The sequence below is a fragment of the Streptosporangium sp. NPDC049046 genome (assembly GCF_040649155.1).
Classification (GTDB): Bacteria; Actinomycetota; Actinomycetes; order Streptosporangiales; family Streptosporangiaceae; genus Streptosporangium.
This window is the reverse complement of sequence record NZ_JBEZEZ010000011.1, coordinates 114020-128903: the sequence shown is the minus strand read 5'-3', so window position 1 is coordinate 128903 and position 14884 is coordinate 114020. Positions and strand designations below refer to the sequence as shown.

Below are 14884 nucleotides of genomic sequence, written 5' to 3'. Positions count from 1 at the left end.
CCGGGATTTCACACTCTTCCGAGGTTCCCGTCCGCGCTCCGGGGAGGAACGCGGACGGGAGACGAGACTTCTACGGGACCCGCCCGACGGCTCCCACGGTGACGGCGCCGGCTCCCGGCGGGATGACGACGTCGCCGGCGTCGGGCCTCCAGTCGTAGACGGGCACCAGGCCGGGTTCGAGCACCTCCAGCCCGTCGAACAGGCCGCGGATCTGGGTGAGGGTGCGGGGGAAGATGCCGCCCGCCGTGGTCGTCCCGTAGACGCCGCGGCCCTGCCGGACCTGTTCCTCGGTGAGGTCGCCGGAGGTGACATGGGAGATCACCAGGTGGCTGCCGGAGACCAGCCGCTTCCCGAAGGAGGCGGCGATGTCGGCGACCTCCTTGTCCTCGGCGACGAAGTGCAGGATGGACACCATGAGGACGGCGACCGGCTGGTCGAAGTCGATGCGCTCGCGAACCTCCGGATGGTCGAGGATCGCCCCCGGTTCCCGCAGGTCACCGGGGATCACCACGGTCTGCGTGTTGTCGGCGAGAAGTGCGCGGGCGTGGACGAGCACGATGGGGTCGTTGTCGACGTAGACGACCTGGGAGTCCGGCGCCTCGCGCAGGACGACCTGGTGCACGTTCTCCTGGGTCGGCAGTCCCGTGCCGATGTCGATGAACTGGCGGATTCCCGAGGCGGCGAGATGCCGCACGGTACGCCCGAGGAAGGCGCGGTTGGAGCGCGCCACGTCCTTGACGTTGGGGACGAGTTCAACGATCTTCTCGGCGGCGATCCGGTCGGAGGCGAAGTTGTCCTTGCCTCCCAGGTAGTAGTCGTACATACGAGCCACACTCGGGACCGTAGGGTCGATTCCCGGCGGAGCCTGCTCGTGTTCAGTCATGTCCTCGCCTTCACCATCTCTTTCTCGAATGGTAGACGAGTGATCGACGCCTTCAGATCATGAACCGACATTTCGTCTGATGACCGAATGCGGTTTCCCCAGGTCAGCGGACCTCACCGGTCCCGTGAAACCACGCCGAACCGCATCAGACCGAGAGTTCCTCGCGGAGGTCGCGCAGGAACCGCTTGCTCTCGGAGACGGAGTACGCCTGGATGCACAGACGGTCCATGACCTGCATGTAGTGGTCGGTCTCTTCGAGCTTGTCCACGTAGAGGGCGCTGGTGAGCTGCTCCATGTAGACCACGTCGGGCAGGTCCCGCTCGGGGAAGCGCAGGATGGAGAACGGACCGCCGGCCGCGGCGTGGCCGCCCCGCTCGAACGGCATGATCTGCAGCCTGACATTGGGCAGTTCGACCACGTCGAGCAGGTGGTCGAGCTGGGCGCGCAGCACGTGGGGGCCGCCGATGGGCCGCCGCAGCACGGCCTCGTCCATCACGGCCCAGAGCGTCGGGGCGTCCGGCCTGGTCAGGCGCTTCTGGCGGGCCATCCGCAGCGAGACGCGGCGGTCGACCTCGTCGGTGGAGGCGGCGCCGTGCACGAGCATGATGACGGCCCGCGCGTATTCGGGACTCTGCAGGAGGCCCGGGACGAACTGCACCTCGTAGGTCCGGACGATCGAGGCGGCCTCTTCGAGCCCGACGTAGACCTCGAACCAGTTGGGCAGCAGATCTCCGTACTTGTGCCACCAGCCGGGGGCGTTGGCCTGGCGGGCCAGCGTGAGCAGCGGGGCCCTTTCCTCGGGGTCGGTCACCCCGTACATCGTCAGCAGGTCCGCGACGTCGCGTTCCTTGAAGCCGACCCTCCCGAGCTCCAGCCGACTGATCTTGGCGTGGGAGGCACGGATGGCGTAACCGGCCTGCTCGCGGGTGATGTCCTTGGCGACGCGCAGCCTCCGCAGCTGGGCGCCGAGCAGAATCCGCAGGATCGTGGGACCACCACCACCCGCGTACGCGAGAACGCCACCCTGCTCACCGCTGTCTTTCGCGGTCTGTCCGGCCATGCGGGCTCCCTGTCGCGCCTTCCTACGGTGCCACAGTTTCACACATACAGCGTGTTTCGCACAGCTCCGCCGGACACGCACTTGCGTTTGCACTTGCATCTGCGACTGCAGATAGCTACAAATCTACCTTTGTAGGCGAATGTCGGTGAATTCATCACCCCTAGGGAATCGCCGGTAAAGCCGCTCGGCCCTACAGCCCCGCGGCGAGGTCCCCCGAGTCCTCGTACGCGTCGTCGCGGAGGGTTCCCCGGTTCGCGGCGGTACGGCGCGACAGCATGCCGCGCACGATGTCGCACAACTCGCTCGTCTCCCTCGGCGACAGCACCCGGCTGAGACGGCGCTCGACCACTCCCCCGCTCAACGGCGCCGGCGCCCTGGTCACGTCGAGGTACCCGGACAGGTACGCGATCCTGAACAGCTTCTCCTGCGAGGGCGACACGGCGGTGGGGGCGGACACCTTGACCGGCCCCGTCGCGCCCTGCCCGTCGCGGGACATCTCCAGCCCGGGAAGCAGCAGGTGCGCGGCGGCCCGCTGCAGGGCGAGCCCGTACGCGCGCATGGACCCGTCGGGCGAGAAGGCGACGATCGAACGTCCGACGGCCTCCGCGGAGTCCGGTGACAGGTCGGCGATGCCGGTCTCCGCACCGAGGCAGGTGTAGACACGCACGACCCGCTCCCCCACGTACCCCGGCTGGACGTGCTGGGAGAGCGTGACGGTCACCGTGGACCCGTCGGGGTTGCGCAGCTCGGCGATGTCGGCCGTGTGGGTGACGTACGTGGTGGAATGCTCGCGCTCGCACCAGGAGGGGCACGAAGCCTCCGAGCGGAGGCGAGGAGTCCCTGCAGGGACTCCTCGCCAGGCCGTGATGTCGTCCATCCCAGTCCTTCCGGCGTGGAGATCCGCGTCATCGACGACGCGAGGGCACGACGGCGGATCGCGCCCGGACCCGAGCCGGACCAGGCGACTGGTCCCGGCTCGCGCCGTCGATTTCGAGGTCGCTTTCACCGGCAGGTACGCAGCATCGGCATGGCCGGTTCATCGGGAAAGGGCCGACGGGGGGCGAAATCCGAGGCCCGGAACCGCTCGACGGTCTTAACCTGCCTTTAGGGTTGCCGCAGCGTGCCGCTAACGACGCCCCCGGCAAGCTTTGGGACATGCGAAACACGACGAAACTCACCATCGCCGCCGCCGGACTCCTCGCCGTCGTCACCGGAGGTAGCGCAGTAGCCTTCGCCGGAACCGCGACGCCCACTCCGGCCCCCAGCGGTACGGCGACGACTCCCGCGCCGGTCAACGAGACGCCGGGGACCGGCACCGCTCCCGCGACCCCCGCGCCCGGAGAGGCGGAGGCCAAGGTCGGCCGGGACGCGGCCATCAAGATCGCCCAGGACAAGGTTCCCGGCGCCAGGCTCGTCAAGACCGAGTTCGACGGCGACGAGACTCCCACCAAGTGGGAGATCGAGTTCCATGAGGGTGACGTCGAGCACGAGTTCGACGTCGACGCCACCACCGGCGCGATCCTGGAGCACGAGCAGGAGACCGAGACCGCCGCGGAACGGGCCGCCGACGCCGCCGATGACGCCAACGACATCGACGATGACGATGACGACCAGGACGACGACTGACATAAAGACGAACAGTGACAAGGAGCCCGTGACACCTCGCGTGTCACGGGCTCCTTGTCCATGCCGGCCGAACGCGACGGCGGTCACCGGACACGGGAGGGGGTCACCGAGGCGGAACGCCGGTGATCCGGCCCCGCCGCATCCGGTGGACGAGCGCGGCGAGGACTGCGACCCCCGCGACCCCCGCGAGCGCCGTCACCGCGTACCCGGGCCGCCACCAGGTTCCCCGCTCCACGACCGCGACGGTGGTCGTCTCTCCTGGCGAGCCTCCGGCGGGTGCCGCCGGGGTGGCGACGGGCGTGGGAGTGGCGGACCTGTACGGGAGGAAGCCGGGAGTGCCGTCACCGAGGGGAATCCTCGGCGGGCGAATCGCCCCCCAGTGATCCTCCTCAGGCGGCTGCTGGCCGGTGATCGCCGGCCTGAGGTCCGGGGGAACCGGGGCGACCTCCAACCGTCCCGGCACGGCCAGGGTGCCGATCCGGTAGGACGGGAACCAGCCCTGGATCGCGGTCACCTCCCAGGTGCCCTTGGGCAGGGAGACCGCGGTGGCGTAGTGGGCGGGCTCCTTCAGCGCCACGCCGGGGAACCGGAGCGTCTTCTTCCCGTCGGTGAACTCCAGCGCGACCTCACCCAGGTCGTCACCCTCGTACGGATGGGTGCCGTGCTGGAGCAGCCAGAAGCCGAGGGTGTACGTCGTGTCCGGGCTCGTCACCGGGACCGGGTCCATCACGGTGAGTGCCCAGCCTCCCGCCCGCGCCGGGGCGCCCAGGGCCAGCAGGGGGACGATGAGCGCCAGAAGTAAAAGAATTCTTCTCATGCGGGAGATACACCGGTCGAGTCGATCAGGTTCCGCCACCGCGCGATGCGTCTCCCGGTCACCGGGCCGCTATGGCCCGGAGCGTGAGGTCAAGGCCGTGGAGTCAAGGCCGAAAGCAGGGGTATGGACAGCGAATGAGTCTTCAGGAAGAACTGCGGCAGGTCGAAGAGGACCTGGAGAGACTGCGTGCCGAGGTCGCGGAGCTGCGTGGGCAGGTGGGAGAGATCGGCCCCACCGACGCCGTCGAACGGGCAATGTTGATCAATCAGGCCGACGAGCAGGAGATCCTGGTCGGCGAGCTCGAAGCCAGGCGCGACGACCTTCTCAAACGCCTGGGCGAGGACGACGAGCGAGACCCCTCGAAAACGCGCGGCACGACGTAGCGAGACGGGCTTCACCCGCTGGAAGCAGCCCCACCTGCGGTTCGCCACATTCGGTTATCCGCCATCTCGCTGGGTAACCATAAGGACGAACCATCATCAGGGGGATGAAATGATCAATATGCTTCACAAGATGGGCGTGAAGTCCAACATGATGTACGCCGCCGGAATCGCCTCGGTCGGCGCGTCGATCGCGGCGTGGTTCACGTCGAACGCGCAGGAGAGGGCGGGGATCGAGCGGGCGGACCACTGGGGGATCTTCATCGGCGAGTGGGCACCGACCTTCTTCGCGATGGGGATCGCGCTGCGCATGGAGGAGACCCGCGAGGAGATGCGGCCCTCCCTGGAGCAGGGGTCGGTCGCCGAGTCGTACTCCGAGCGCAGGACGCCCTCCCGCGCGGGCGTGTAGCACCGTCACCGGAGGATCGAAGGCGGGACGCGTCAGGGGGACGTGCCCCGCCTTCGCCCGTCACGGGGTGACCAGGGCCGGATGTCTCGGGTCGTCGACGCGGACGACCACGTCGGCGAGCTCCGCCGGGGCGACCTCCTCCTCGTAGCGCGCGTAGGCGGGCAGCGTCCAGTGCAGCTCCTCCGGGGTGCGCCGGGAGAGCGCGCCCGGCGAGAGCCTCAGGTGCACGGTCAGCTCGAACGGCAGCCCCCGGCCCAGCAGCAGGGGGCCGGCCAGCAGCAGCACACCGCCCGGGGGGACCGTGACGTACGGCGCACGGGTGGCCCTGTCGACGGCGCTGTCCCACAGCGTGGGCAGCACCTTTCCCGACCGGCCCGGGTCGAGCGGTCCCAACACCTCTCTGACCAGCCCTCCGTAGTCGAACCAGTCGGCGTAGAAGGAGTCCGGGTCGGTCGGGCCGTACTCGAAACGCAGCGAGGCCGGGCGCAGGAAGTCGGCGGTGGAGACACGGAGCACCTCCCTGCCGCGCAGCCGGAGCGGGCCCACCAGCGCGTCGGCGAGTTGCTCCGGCCGCGTCGCGGGAGCCCCGTCGAGCGCGACGCGCACCCAGGAGTCGCGGGGCTCCGCGGCCACCCGGTCGGCGAGTTCCTCCACCAGCGAGGAAGGGGAGATAGGCCGTATGTCCACCCCACCATCCTGGCCGACGCGCGCCGCCTCCGGCGGGACCGGTCAACCATCCCGGTCGGGTCAAGGTCGAACGTAATGCCGATCAAATATCGGTCTGTCCGGGTTGTCCGGCCGCTACGGGCGGTAACGATCCATATGGATCGACGGCTCGGCCGTGACCGGGCGTCGGCCTCCAGATCGCGTCACGTCCACGTCGGCGCGATCCGGTAGTTGGCGTGATCTTCACGTCTTTCCGCAACCGAGATCACGGCACGTTACGCACGGAGACAGCGATGTCAGGAGGACTTCAGTGATCAAGCGCGGTAAGCCGACCAAGAACGGCCAGGTCAAGCTGACTTTCACCATAGTGGAGAGCCCGACCCGCGGAGGGGTCTCGCTGGTCGGTGACTTCAACGGCTGGGACCCCTACGCCCATCCCATGCGGCGCAGGGACGACGGCACCTATCAGGTGAGCCTGATGGTTCCCGCTCACCAGCCCATCCGCTTCCGCTATCTCGCGGAGGGCGGCGTGTGGTTCGACGACGCGGACGCCGACCACCACGACGAGCACGGCGGCCGGATCAACCCCGCCGACGTCCAGGAGGCTCCTGAGAGCCCAGGCGCGGCGCGCACCGCGGTCGGCAAGCCGATACGGCAGACGCTCTCGGCCGGGCAGCCGGTCACGGCCTCGGTGGCCTCCTCCTAGCACCTCGGTGACCGTTCGCAGGAGCGGGATCCCCCGGACGGAACCGTTCCACCGGCTCCGCGATCATCGTTGCGGCTCGTGCCTTCCCCGTCCCGGCCCATTTCCGGCGGGGACGCGGAGGGTGCGGGCCGTCAAGTCTCGCGCCGGGGGCCGTTCACCGCGAGGGCGAGCATCGCGCCGTACACCACGTGGCCCGCGGCCATCACCGCCTGACGTCCCGGCTGATCCTCGTCGATCGGCGGCAGGACCTCCAGTTTCGGCACCCAGCCCTGGTAGCTGACGAACCAGATGGCCAGCCCGTAGGCCACCCCGAGCGTCACCGGGGCACGGCGTCCCCCGCAGAGCAGGGCGAACGCGGCCCCGCCCGTGGCGCCGAAGCCGAAGTGGGCGATCGCGCCCAGTGCTCTCTCCCCCGACTTGGGCCGGTGCCTGTGGCCAGGCAGGAGGCCGCGGACGATCCTCTTGGGAGGCTGATCCCTCATGAGCCCCGCGCGTTCCCCGGCGAGCATCACGGCGCTCATCGCCGCCGTGGCCAGAACGCCGCTCCCCGCGCCCCTGACGAGATCACGAATCACGATCCTTACCCCTGCCTTTCCGGTGAAAGTCCTCGAAACGTCGGCGGGATTCCTCGAAACGAAGATCCTCGAACGGCGGCCGGTCCCCTCACGGATGCCCGCCGAGCGCGCCGAGGGTCTCTCTGGCGAGTTGCAGTTCCTCTCTCGGCCTGACCACCAGTACGGGCACGGACGCGCCGGGCGCGCTGACCGTCCCGTCGGTGTCGAGGTCACCGCGGGCGGGCGGCTCGACGCCGAGCAGGGAGAGCCTTCCGCAGACGGCCTCGCGGACCTCCGGCTGGTCCCAGCCGATCTCCCCGGTGAACACGAGCGCGTCGAGCCGGTCCAGGCTCGTCGCGGCGGCGGCGATCTCCCGGCTCACCCGATGCGCGAACACCTCCAGGGCCAGCGCGGCGGCCGGATCCCCTGAGGCGACCAGTTCCCGGGTGTCTCCCGACTTCCCGTCGGAGAGGCCGAGCAGGCCCGAGTGGTGTTCCAGTCCTTCACGCAGTTCGTCGAGCGTGAGCCGGGAGTCCGACAGCAGCCACAGCAGCATGCCGGGATCGACGCTCCCGGACCGTTTGCTCATCGGGACCCCCTCCAGCGGGGTGAATCCCATCGAGGTGTCCACGCTGCGGCCGTCGCGGACGGCGCACACCGAGGAGCCTCCGCCGAGGTGGGTCAGCACGACCTGGAGGGTGCCCGCGGGCCGGTCGAGCATCTCCGCGGCCCTTTCCAGCGTCCAGGCGTACGACAGGCCGTGAAAGCCGTAGCGGCGCAGGCCGTAGCGGCTCCTCCACTCCGCGGGCAGCGCGTAGGTGGCGGCGCTGTCGGGGAGTTCGGCGTGGAAGGCGGTGTCGGGGCAGAGCACGTGCGGGATGTCGGGCAGCCTGTTCCGGGCGGCCTCGACGAGCGCGAGCGCGGGCGGTACGTGCAGCGGGGCGAGATCGGCGTACTCCCCCACCGCTCGCAGTACGCCGTCGTCGACGACCGTCGGCTTCCGAACCGCCTCGCCTCCGTGGACGAGGCGGTGGCCGACAGCGGCGAGGTCGGTGCCGGGGGCGGCGTCGAGGAAGTCCGTGATCGCCCGCTCGGCCGTGCCGGGGTCGAGACTCTGCTCGCTGTGCTCGGTGCGCAGGACCTGACCGTCCCGGACGAGGTGGAGTTGCAGGCTCGACGATCCCGCGTTGACGGTGAGCACCGCCGGATCAGTGGTTCCCATCTTCCTCACGTGCCCGGGGGCGGATGGGACAAACGGCGCCCCGCGGCGGCCCGCCGTCCGTCACCGTGCGTGAGAATCCGTGGGTATCCCGGGGGTATCCGCGGGTATCCGGGGTGAGGACGCCGCCCCTCGTCTCACCGCGACGGCCTGGTCCTGTGAGGTCCCGCACCGAGAACGAAACCGGAGCGCGGCGATCTACCTCCGGATTCCTTGACCGCTGACGGTTCGCAATCACTTGTTGAACTGTCATGAGCGACGGGCGTACGGTGGGGGTAACGGCACCTGTCCTTCTCCTTCGTACGGCTCCCGACAGGGCGCTGTCTCCAACCGCCGTAGACAGCGGGGCGATATGACTCGACTTTCCGTAAGCATGGACGCGCACCCGCACTTCTCCGTGGTGACCTTGGTCGGCGACCTGGACAAGTCCTCGGCGCCGCTGCTCGAGGAGAAAATCGCGGAGTACATGAGGCGCGGTCACATCTGTCTCGTCGTCGACACGACGGGAGTGGGATTCTGCGACTCCACGGGCATCTGGGTGCTGCTGACGAGCCTGCGACGCGCCTACGAGCGGAAAGGCTGGCTGCGCCTCGTCGGCGTGCACGGATTCCTCGGCCGCCTGCTCGATCTGACCAGGCTGCGCGAGGCGTTCCCCATCGACTCCACCGTCGAGGAGTCACTGCGCGAGATCTCCGACAGTCACGTCCCGGTCCCGCGCTGACCCTCGCCGTCTCCGGTGAGCGCGGTCAGACCCGCGGTGGCGCCCGACGTCACCGAGGGAGAACGCCGAGAGAAGGTCGCGCGAGGTGGCACCCGTTCTTCGAGGGGGCCACCGGTTCCGGTGGCCCCCTCGAAGAACGGGGAACGGTCAGTCTCGGGAAACCAGGCGGACGAACTCCTCGAACGAGAGCCGGCCGTCGCCATCGGAGTCGCCGTTCTGGTTCAGCGATCCGATGGCCTCGGCGGGCAGGGCGGGAAAGTGCTCACCGAACTCCCGCTCCGTGATGAATCCGTCGCCATCGATGTCGATGGCCGCGAACGCCTCCCTGAGCTCCGCCAGCCGCTCCCCGTGGGGTTCTGTCGACATGGTGACCCGCCTTTCTCAACGACCCGCACTTCGATCAGCAGACAACTTACGGGAGGCGTCTCCCGTACAGCCATGCGACCCTATATAACACCTTTTATCACCGAAAATCCTTTTCTAACTCGTCCCCAACCGCGGCCCCGCCCTAGACTTCGAGCATGATTCGCCCCGCAACGCCGGACGACGTCCCGGCGATCATCGACATGATCCGTGGACTCGCGGAGTACGAGAAGGCGCTGGACAAGGTCGAGAACACCCCCGACATGCTCCACGAGACGCTCTTCTGCCCCTCCCCCAGCGTGTTCTGCCACATCGCCGTCGACGGGGAGAGGATCGCGGGGTTCGCGATCTGGTTCGTCTCCTACTCCACCTGGCTCGGCACCCACGGGATCTATCTCGAAGACCTCTTCGTCCATCCGGCCCACCGGGGCGGCGGGCACGGCAGGAGGCTGCTCGCCGAACTGGCGGGCATCTGCGTGGAGCGCGGCTACGGCCGCTTCGAATGGTCGGTGCTCGACTGGAACACCCCGGCCATCGACTTCTACCGGGCGATCGGCGCGGAACCGCTCGACGAGTGGGACAGGTACCGCCTCACGGGGCCCGCACTGGAGAAGGTCGCGGCGGGAAGAACGCGGTAGCCCCGCAGGAAAGGCGCGGCGGCCCCGCGGGGAAAGGCATCTCGCCCAGGGCCCGCCCCTTCGCCGAAGACCGGCCGGAAATCCTCCGGCCGGTCTTTCGTTTTTCCCCACCGTTTTCTCCTACACCTCGAAGATCCGCAAGTCCTTCGCTCTCCACCTGGTGCGACCCTTCCCGCGAAGACTCACCACAGGGCACCCCAACCGTGAACCTTTCATTGGGTGAAATCACCCCGTAACCCCCTGAACTGGTACAACAAGCCGCTACCTCACGGTGAAAGAAGCACTCCGTTTACACCCCCGCAACCTGCGACCTAGAGTCCGTCTCGCGTGAGCGCCTCACCGCCATTGATCAATGTCTCGTCACCCCCTCGAAAGGGATGGTAATTCTGTGAGTAAATGGCGAAGTATGGCTGTCGCCGGTGTGGTCACTTTCATGACCGCGCTGCTCGCCGTCGTTCTCGTTCCCCTGCCGGCCTCGGCGCACGGCGCGATGATGGTGCCCGGCAGCCGGACGTATTTCTGCTGGCAGGACGGCCTCTCCCCGCAGGGGAACATCGTGCCGATCAACTCGGCGTGTTCGGCGGCGGTTGCCCAGAGCGGGGCGAACTCGCTGTACAACTGGTTCAGCCTGCTGCGGTCCGACGGAGCCGGGCGAACCCGCGGGTTCATCCCCGACGGCCAGGCGTGCAGCGGCGGCAACCCGGGCTACAGCGGGTACGACCTGCCGAGTGCCAACTGGCCGGTGACGCACCTGACCGCGGGCGCGAACATCCAGTTCAAGTACAACAAGTGGGCCGCCCACCCCGGCTGGTTCTACCTCTACATCACCAAGGACGGCTGGAACCCCAACCGGGCTCTGACCTGGGATGACCTGGAGTCGGAACCCTTCCACACGGCCGACCACCCGCAGAGCGTCGGAAACCCGGGGACCAACGACGCCAACTACTACTGGAACGCCAGGCTCCCCTCCGGCAAGTCGGGCCGCCACATCATCTACTCGGTGTGGAAGCGCTCCGACAGCGCCGAGACGTTCTACAACTGCTCCGACGTCGTCTTCGACGGCGGCAACGGCCAGGTGACCGGAGTCGGCCGTTCGGGCAACAACCCGGACCCGACCCCGACCCCGACGCCGACCGTGAGCCCGACCCCGAACCCGACGCCGACCCCCGGCACCGGAGCGTGCACCGCCACCTACAAGACCGTCAGCTCCTGGTCGGGCGGTTACCAGGGCGAGGTGACCGTGCGCAACTCGGGATCGGCCACCATCAACGGCTGGACGGCGACGTGGACACTCGGCAGCGGTAGCGCCATCAACAGTCTGTGGAGTGCCACGCACACCACGTCCGGATCCACCGTCACGGCCAAGAACGTCGACTGGAACCGCACGATAGCCCCCGGCGCCTCGACCACCTTCGGGTTCACCGGATCGGGCACCAGCGGCTCTCCGAGCGTCACCTGCTCCAGCCCCTGATGTAACGCGGTCCCCGCCGGTGCCACCGGCGGGGACCGACCCGTCTCCCCCTCACCCCGTTCGTCCCCACAGACCGACAGACCGACGGATGAGCGGACCGGCAGACCGCCGGGCCGCCACAACCGCACCGGATCACCGCCCCTCCCCACGGCCGCCGCGCCCTCGTGAAAAGGGCGGAAGGGAGTCCCGTGCCGTTCAGCACGAAGATCGCGCCACTGCTGGGCCTCGTCTCGCTCGGAGCGGCGGTGGCCCTGGTCGCGGGCGCCTGCGCCGGCCGGACCCAGGAGAGCGGGCACACCGCGGCGCACCCGATCTCCCAGCACGTCACCCAGGTGTCCCCGTCCGTCCAGGGGAACCCCCCGGCGGCCCCGTCCGATGACGGCAACCCCCCGGCATCATCGTCCTCCGCGCCCCTCCACGAGGACATGGACACCCCTGCCCCGGACACCAAGAGGTGTCAGGCGACGGTCACCCTGGTGGAGTCGTGGCCCGGCGGCTACCGAGGCGCCGCGACGATCACCAACACCACCGACAAGCCGATACGCGACTGGTACATCCAGTGGATGCAACCGCGCGAGGCGACCTTCACCCAGTCGTGGAACGGCACCCACATGCAGAGTGGCCCCGTCGCGATGCTGCACGCCCCCACCGAGAAGCCGTCGCTGGCGCCGGGGGCGACCGCCACCGACATCGGCTTCGTGGGGTCCGCCACCACACCCCCGACCTTCACCGAGATCACCTGCGGCTGACGCGGCCCGGCCTGTCCACGGCCTGTGCACGGTGGCCCGCGCCCCGATGAGCGGTGCCGCGCGTCCCGGCGTGGCGGGGACGCGAGTCCCGGCCACCGGAAAACGGCACGGCCCCGGCCGAGGCCGGGGCCGGAATCGGTTCTGGGGTCAGCTCCTGCCGTAGCGCCGCTGGAAGCGCTCGACGCGCCCCGCCGTGTCGACGACCCGGCCGCGCCCGGTGTAGAAGGGATGACTCGCCGAGGAGACGTCGACGTCGACCAGCGGGTAAACGGCGCCGTCCTCCCACTCGACGGTCTTGCGGCTGCTGACGGTCGAACGGGTCAGGAAGGCGACACCCGCGCTCGGATCGCGGAAGACGACCGGGCGGTAGTCGGGGTGGATGCCCTTCTTCATGGCTATCTGTCCTCTCGGAACGGGACGTGCTGGCGGACGATCGGGTCGTACTTGACGAGAGTGAGCCGGTCGGGGTCGTTACGCCGGCTCTTGCGGGTCACGTAGGTGAAACCGGTGCCCGCCGTGGACCTCAGCCTGATCACCGGTCGCATCTCGTTCTTGGCCACGTCTGCTCCTCTCGGAGGGCGGATTACCCGACGCCGATGATAACGGTTTTCATTAGCCGGGCATTCCCGCTCCGCGTCCTTCGCCCGCCCCGCGTTCACCCGGGTTCGGGCGGACGCGAGACGTCGGCCGCGTGGGCTTCACCCCCCGATAACCTCCCGTCCATCCGCCCACTGTTCCCTGTGATCCATGCCCTGGCCGGAAAGTGAGATCGTCGGATCGGACGTCAGCCCTCCCGTCGTCGTGTACGGCAAGGTCACCAGGAATCCCGACGGGGAACTCGCCCACGAGGGCAACCGGGTTCCCGACATCGTCGCCCTGGACCACCGGCGGCTGGTGGTCGCCTGGCGGGCCGGTGTCAGGGACGCGCGGGACCCGGCGCCGACCGATCAGGGCTCCATCATGTACGCCCGTTCCGAGGACGGCGGCCTGACCTGGACGGTGGGAACGCTCGCCGCCGCCACCGCCACGACCCGCTACCACTATGTGATCTTCCTCAACGACGCGGGCACGCTGTACGCGCTGCTCGGCCTGATCTCCGTCGAACGCGACCGTGACCGGGAGGGCGACGTCGACGGCTTCCCCACCTCGCTCGTCGTCAGGAGGAGCGCCGACGGCGGCCGCACCTGGACCGCCTTCCCCGTCACCGTCGACGTGCCGGACAACGGCAGGGGTGTGGTCGTGGCGGGCAAACCGTTGCGGCACGGCGGCGTGTGGCTGGTTCCCTACTGGCGGCACTCGGACGGTACGAACAGGGCGGGCGTGCTGCGCTCGACCGACCTGAAGACCTGGACCTCCGGCGGGCTCGCGGAGAACCCGCCGGGGGTGGCGATCGAGGAGCCGCAGATCGCGCCCTCCCAGGACGACCCCGGGACGCTCGTGATGGTGACCCGCTCCCTGGATCTGAGGAGTGGCGCCTCGGCGGCGGCGCGCGACGCCCGCTACCGTTCGGGCGCGGCCCACAGCGCCACGGCGACCAGCACCGACGGCGGACTGACGTGGTCGCCGCTCAAGCTGGACGCGAACCTTCCCAACCACTACGTCAAGACGTTCTTCACCCGCGACTCCGCGGGGCGTCACCTCGCCGTCTTCAACACGCTGGCCGGGCCGTTCACCGGCCCCTCCGCGAGCAAACCCGACCAGTATCGTGAGGTGCTCTACTACAAGGTCAGGCGGCCCGGCGAACCCTGGGAGCCCGCACGGCTCTTCGCCGACGGCCCCCGGCTGACGCGAGGCGCGGCGCGGGGATGGGACGTCTACCCCAGCGCCGACGAGTACGAGCCCGGCCGGTTCTTCGTCGTCTGGGAGCACAACCAGACCAACATCAAGGTCGCCAGGCTCGACATCTCCCGCCCCCTCTCCGACGCGCCCCTCGCCTCGGGCGACTGGAGCGCGGGCGTGGGGAACGCGAGGGGGTGGACGCTGAGTGGCGGCGCGCGGACCTCCACCGGCGGGCTCCGGCTCGAAAGCACCGGCACCACGGTGTGCCGGGCGTCCTTCCCGCTCGACGCCTCCAAGGGGTGCGACTTCACCCTGGAGTTCCGCGGCCGGGTGGACGACGACAGCGCGCTCGACCCTCGTAGCGGCAACGGTGTCTGTCTCGGCGCGAAGGTGGCCAACGGCGCCAGGCGGCTCATGCTGACCGTGCAGCGCAACGGAGTCTGGACGATGCGCAAGGGGTCCGCCGTCTGGGAGAAGGTCCACTCGCTGGACGCCGCCGGCCGGACGGCGACGTGGCGGGTACGGGTGAACAGCGCGGGGACGGCCCGGCTGTTCAGGGACGGCGTCGACACCGGGGCGACCTGGGTCGTCCAGGACAGCAGGGAGACCCCTCAGCTCACGCACTGGGTGACCGGAACCCCCGGCGGAAACACGGCCGCCGCCACCGTCGAGTGGACCCGCTTGACCCCCACCTTCGAGGTTCTTCCCTGACCACCGGCCTCCCGGTACGGCCGCGCCGAAAGTGCGACTCTCCTCCCGATCTCGGGTGATTCGTCCCTCCGGCTCTCCGGACCACCAGAGGGGTGAGGCGGTAACTTGGGACTGCCATCACAGAGGAAGAGA

General features: G+C 69.1%; 19 protein-coding genes. 9 read left to right on the top strand and 10 right to left on the bottom strand.

Features of this window, described 5'->3' with window-relative positions; genetic code table 11:
• Nucleotides 1-70 precede the first annotated feature (70 nt).
• The 3 genes from AB0B96_RS17825 to AB0B96_RS17815 form a co-directional block, all read right to left on the bottom strand.
• The gene (locus AB0B96_RS17825; protein WP_362899861.1) at nucleotides 71-883 is read right to left on the bottom strand and encodes an SAM-dependent methyltransferase; all 813 of its coding nucleotides are present in this window, start codon (nucleotides 881-883) and stop codon (nucleotides 71-73) included.
• A 145-nt stretch (nucleotides 884-1028) separates the two neighbouring features.
• Nucleotides 1029-1943, bottom strand: a complete 915-nt coding sequence (locus tag AB0B96_RS17820) for a helix-turn-helix transcriptional regulator (RefSeq protein WP_362899859.1) — start codon at nucleotides 1941-1943, stop codon at nucleotides 1029-1031.
• A gap of 190 nt (nucleotides 1944-2133) precedes the next feature.
• On the bottom strand, nucleotides 2134-2820 hold the full coding sequence (locus tag AB0B96_RS17815; protein ID WP_362899857.1) for a hypothetical protein: 687 nt from the start codon (nucleotides 2818-2820) through the stop codon (nucleotides 2134-2136).
• 278 nt (nucleotides 2821-3098) lie between these two features.
• Between AB0B96_RS17815 and AB0B96_RS17810 the strand changes: the two genes are divergently transcribed.
• Nucleotides 3099-3569 carry a PepSY domain-containing protein gene (locus tag AB0B96_RS17810; RefSeq protein WP_362899855.1) on the top strand — a complete coding sequence of 157 codons (471 nt, stop codon included), beginning with the start codon at nucleotides 3099-3101 and terminating at the stop codon, nucleotides 3567-3569.
• 103 nt (nucleotides 3570-3672) lie between these two features.
• On the opposite strand, the gene AB0B96_RS17805 is transcribed toward AB0B96_RS17810, so the two are convergent.
• A complete protein-coding gene (locus AB0B96_RS17805; protein WP_362899853.1) occupies nucleotides 3673-4386 on the bottom strand; it encodes a hypothetical protein in 714 nt (237 codons plus the stop codon).
• A 134-nt stretch (nucleotides 4387-4520) separates the two neighbouring features.
• Between AB0B96_RS17805 and AB0B96_RS17800 the strand changes: the two genes are divergently transcribed.
• A complete protein-coding gene (locus AB0B96_RS17800) occupies nucleotides 4521-4769 on the top strand; it encodes a hypothetical protein (protein WP_350945307.1) in 249 nt (82 codons plus the stop codon).
• Between the two features lie 109 nt (nucleotides 4770-4878).
• Complete coding sequence (locus AB0B96_RS17795; protein WP_362899851.1) at nucleotides 4879-5175, top strand: hypothetical protein; 297 nt, start codon at nucleotides 4879-4881, stop codon at nucleotides 5173-5175.
• 60 nt (nucleotides 5176-5235) lie between these two features.
• On the opposite strand, the gene AB0B96_RS17790 is transcribed toward AB0B96_RS17795, so the two are convergent.
• Nucleotides 5236-5862 (bottom strand): uridine kinase, encoded by a 627-nt coding sequence (locus AB0B96_RS17790; protein WP_362899849.1) that lies wholly within the window; start codon nucleotides 5860-5862, stop codon nucleotides 5236-5238.
• A gap of 289 nt (nucleotides 5863-6151) precedes the next feature.
• Here AB0B96_RS17790 and AB0B96_RS17785 point away from each other — a divergent pair, with 289 nt between their 5' ends.
• Nucleotides 6152-6547, top strand: coding sequence for an isoamylase early set domain-containing protein (locus tag AB0B96_RS17785; protein ID WP_350945304.1), 396 nt, complete (start codon nucleotides 6152-6154; stop codon nucleotides 6545-6547).
• A gap of 131 nt (nucleotides 6548-6678) precedes the next feature.
• On the opposite strand, the gene AB0B96_RS17780 is transcribed toward AB0B96_RS17785, so the two are convergent.
• Entirely contained in the window at nucleotides 6679-7122 is a 444-nt protein-coding gene (locus AB0B96_RS17780; protein WP_362899847.1) for a DUF6789 family protein, read from the bottom strand.
• 88 nt (nucleotides 7123-7210) lie between these two features.
• Nucleotides 7211-8323 (bottom strand): acetate/propionate family kinase, encoded by a 1113-nt coding sequence (locus AB0B96_RS17775; protein WP_362899845.1) that lies wholly within the window; start codon nucleotides 8321-8323, stop codon nucleotides 7211-7213.
• Between the two features lie 370 nt (nucleotides 8324-8693).
• Here AB0B96_RS17775 and AB0B96_RS17770 point away from each other — a divergent pair, with 370 nt between their 5' ends.
• A complete protein-coding gene (locus AB0B96_RS17770; RefSeq protein ID WP_362899843.1) occupies nucleotides 8694-9041 on the top strand; it encodes an STAS domain-containing protein in 348 nt (115 codons plus the stop codon).
• A 147-nt stretch (nucleotides 9042-9188) separates the two neighbouring features.
• Here AB0B96_RS17770 and AB0B96_RS17765 read toward each other — a convergent pair whose 3' ends face one another.
• Nucleotides 9189-9407: an EF-hand domain-containing protein gene (locus AB0B96_RS17765; protein WP_362899841.1), complete on the bottom strand. Its 219-nt coding sequence runs from the start codon at nucleotides 9405-9407 to the stop codon at nucleotides 9189-9191.
• A gap of 155 nt (nucleotides 9408-9562) precedes the next feature.
• Between AB0B96_RS17765 and AB0B96_RS17760 the strand changes: the two genes are divergently transcribed.
• The 3 genes from AB0B96_RS17760 (at nucleotide 9563) to AB0B96_RS17750 (ending at nucleotide 12262) form a co-directional block, all read left to right on the top strand.
• Entirely contained in the window at nucleotides 9563-10042 is a 480-nt protein-coding gene (locus AB0B96_RS17760; protein WP_362899839.1) for a GNAT family N-acetyltransferase, read from the top strand.
• Between the two features lie 406 nt (nucleotides 10043-10448).
• Nucleotides 10449-11513 carry a lytic polysaccharide monooxygenase gene (locus AB0B96_RS17755; protein ID WP_362899837.1) on the top strand — a complete coding sequence of 355 codons (1065 nt, stop codon included), beginning with the start codon at nucleotides 10449-10451 and terminating at the stop codon, nucleotides 11511-11513.
• Nucleotides 11514-11701: 188 nt separating this feature from the next.
• Nucleotides 11702-12262 carry a cellulose binding domain-containing protein gene (locus AB0B96_RS17750; RefSeq protein WP_350945298.1) on the top strand — a complete coding sequence of 187 codons (561 nt, stop codon included), beginning with the start codon at nucleotides 11702-11704 and terminating at the stop codon, nucleotides 12260-12262.
• Nucleotides 12263-12409: 147 nt separating this feature from the next.
• On the opposite strand, the gene AB0B96_RS17745 is transcribed toward AB0B96_RS17750, so the two are convergent.
• Entirely contained in the window at nucleotides 12410-12655 is a 246-nt protein-coding gene (locus AB0B96_RS17745) for a type B 50S ribosomal protein L31 (protein WP_350945297.1), read from the bottom strand.
• Nucleotides 12656-12657: 2 nt separating this feature from the next.
• Complete coding sequence (gene rpmG / locus AB0B96_RS17740; protein WP_350945296.1) at nucleotides 12658-12822, bottom strand: 50S ribosomal protein L33; 165 nt, start codon at nucleotides 12820-12822, stop codon at nucleotides 12658-12660.
• 187 nt (nucleotides 12823-13009) lie between these two features.
• On the opposite strand from rpmG, the gene AB0B96_RS17735 reads away from it, so the two are divergent.
• The gene (locus tag AB0B96_RS17735; protein ID WP_362899833.1) at nucleotides 13010-14752 is read left to right on the top strand and encodes a sialidase family protein; all 1743 of its coding nucleotides are present in this window, start codon (nucleotides 13010-13012) and stop codon (nucleotides 14750-14752) included.
• Nucleotides 14753-14884: the final 132 nt, after the last annotated feature.

Excerpts from the sequence above, each read along its gene's own strand:
- AB0B96_RS17825 (WP_362899861.1), bottom strand. The coding sequence starts at position 883 with ATGACTGAACACGAGCAGGCTCCGCCGGGAATCGACCCTACGGTCCCG.
- AB0B96_RS17820 (WP_362899859.1), bottom strand. The coding sequence starts at position 1,943 with ATGGCCGGACAGACCGCGAAAGACAGCGGTGAGCAGGGTGGCGTTCTC.
- AB0B96_RS17815 (WP_362899857.1), bottom strand. The coding sequence starts at position 2,820 with ATGGACGACATCACGGCCTGGCGAGGAGTCCCTGCAGGGACTCCTCGC.
- AB0B96_RS17810 (WP_362899855.1), top strand. The coding sequence starts at position 3,099 with ATGCGAAACACGACGAAACTCACCATCGCCGCCGCCGGACTCCTCGCC.
- AB0B96_RS17805 (WP_362899853.1), bottom strand. The coding sequence starts at position 4,386 with ATGAGAAGAATTCTTTTACTTCTGGCGCTCATCGTCCCCCTGCTGGCC.
- AB0B96_RS17800 (WP_350945307.1), top strand. The coding sequence starts at position 4,521 with ATGAGTCTTCAGGAAGAACTGCGGCAGGTCGAAGAGGACCTGGAGAGA.
- AB0B96_RS17795 (WP_362899851.1), top strand. The coding sequence starts at position 4,879 with ATGATCAATATGCTTCACAAGATGGGCGTGAAGTCCAACATGATGTAC.
- AB0B96_RS17775 (WP_362899845.1), bottom strand. The coding sequence starts at position 8,323 with ATGGGAACCACTGATCCGGCGGTGCTCACCGTCAACGCGGGATCGTCG.
- AB0B96_RS17770 (WP_362899843.1), top strand. The coding sequence starts at position 8,694 with ATGGACGCGCACCCGCACTTCTCCGTGGTGACCTTGGTCGGCGACCTG.
- AB0B96_RS17765 (WP_362899841.1), bottom strand. The coding sequence starts at position 9,407 with ATGTCGACAGAACCCCACGGGGAGCGGCTGGCGGAGCTCAGGGAGGCG.
- AB0B96_RS17760 (WP_362899839.1), top strand. The coding sequence starts at position 9,563 with ATGATTCGCCCCGCAACGCCGGACGACGTCCCGGCGATCATCGACATG.
- AB0B96_RS17755 (WP_362899837.1), top strand. The coding sequence starts at position 10,449 with ATGGCTGTCGCCGGTGTGGTCACTTTCATGACCGCGCTGCTCGCCGTC.
- AB0B96_RS17745 (WP_350945297.1), bottom strand. The coding sequence starts at position 12,655 with ATGAAGAAGGGCATCCACCCCGACTACCGCCCGGTCGTCTTCCGCGAT.
- AB0B96_RS17735 (WP_362899833.1), top strand. The coding sequence starts at position 13,010 with ATGCCCTGGCCGGAAAGTGAGATCGTCGGATCGGACGTCAGCCCTCCC.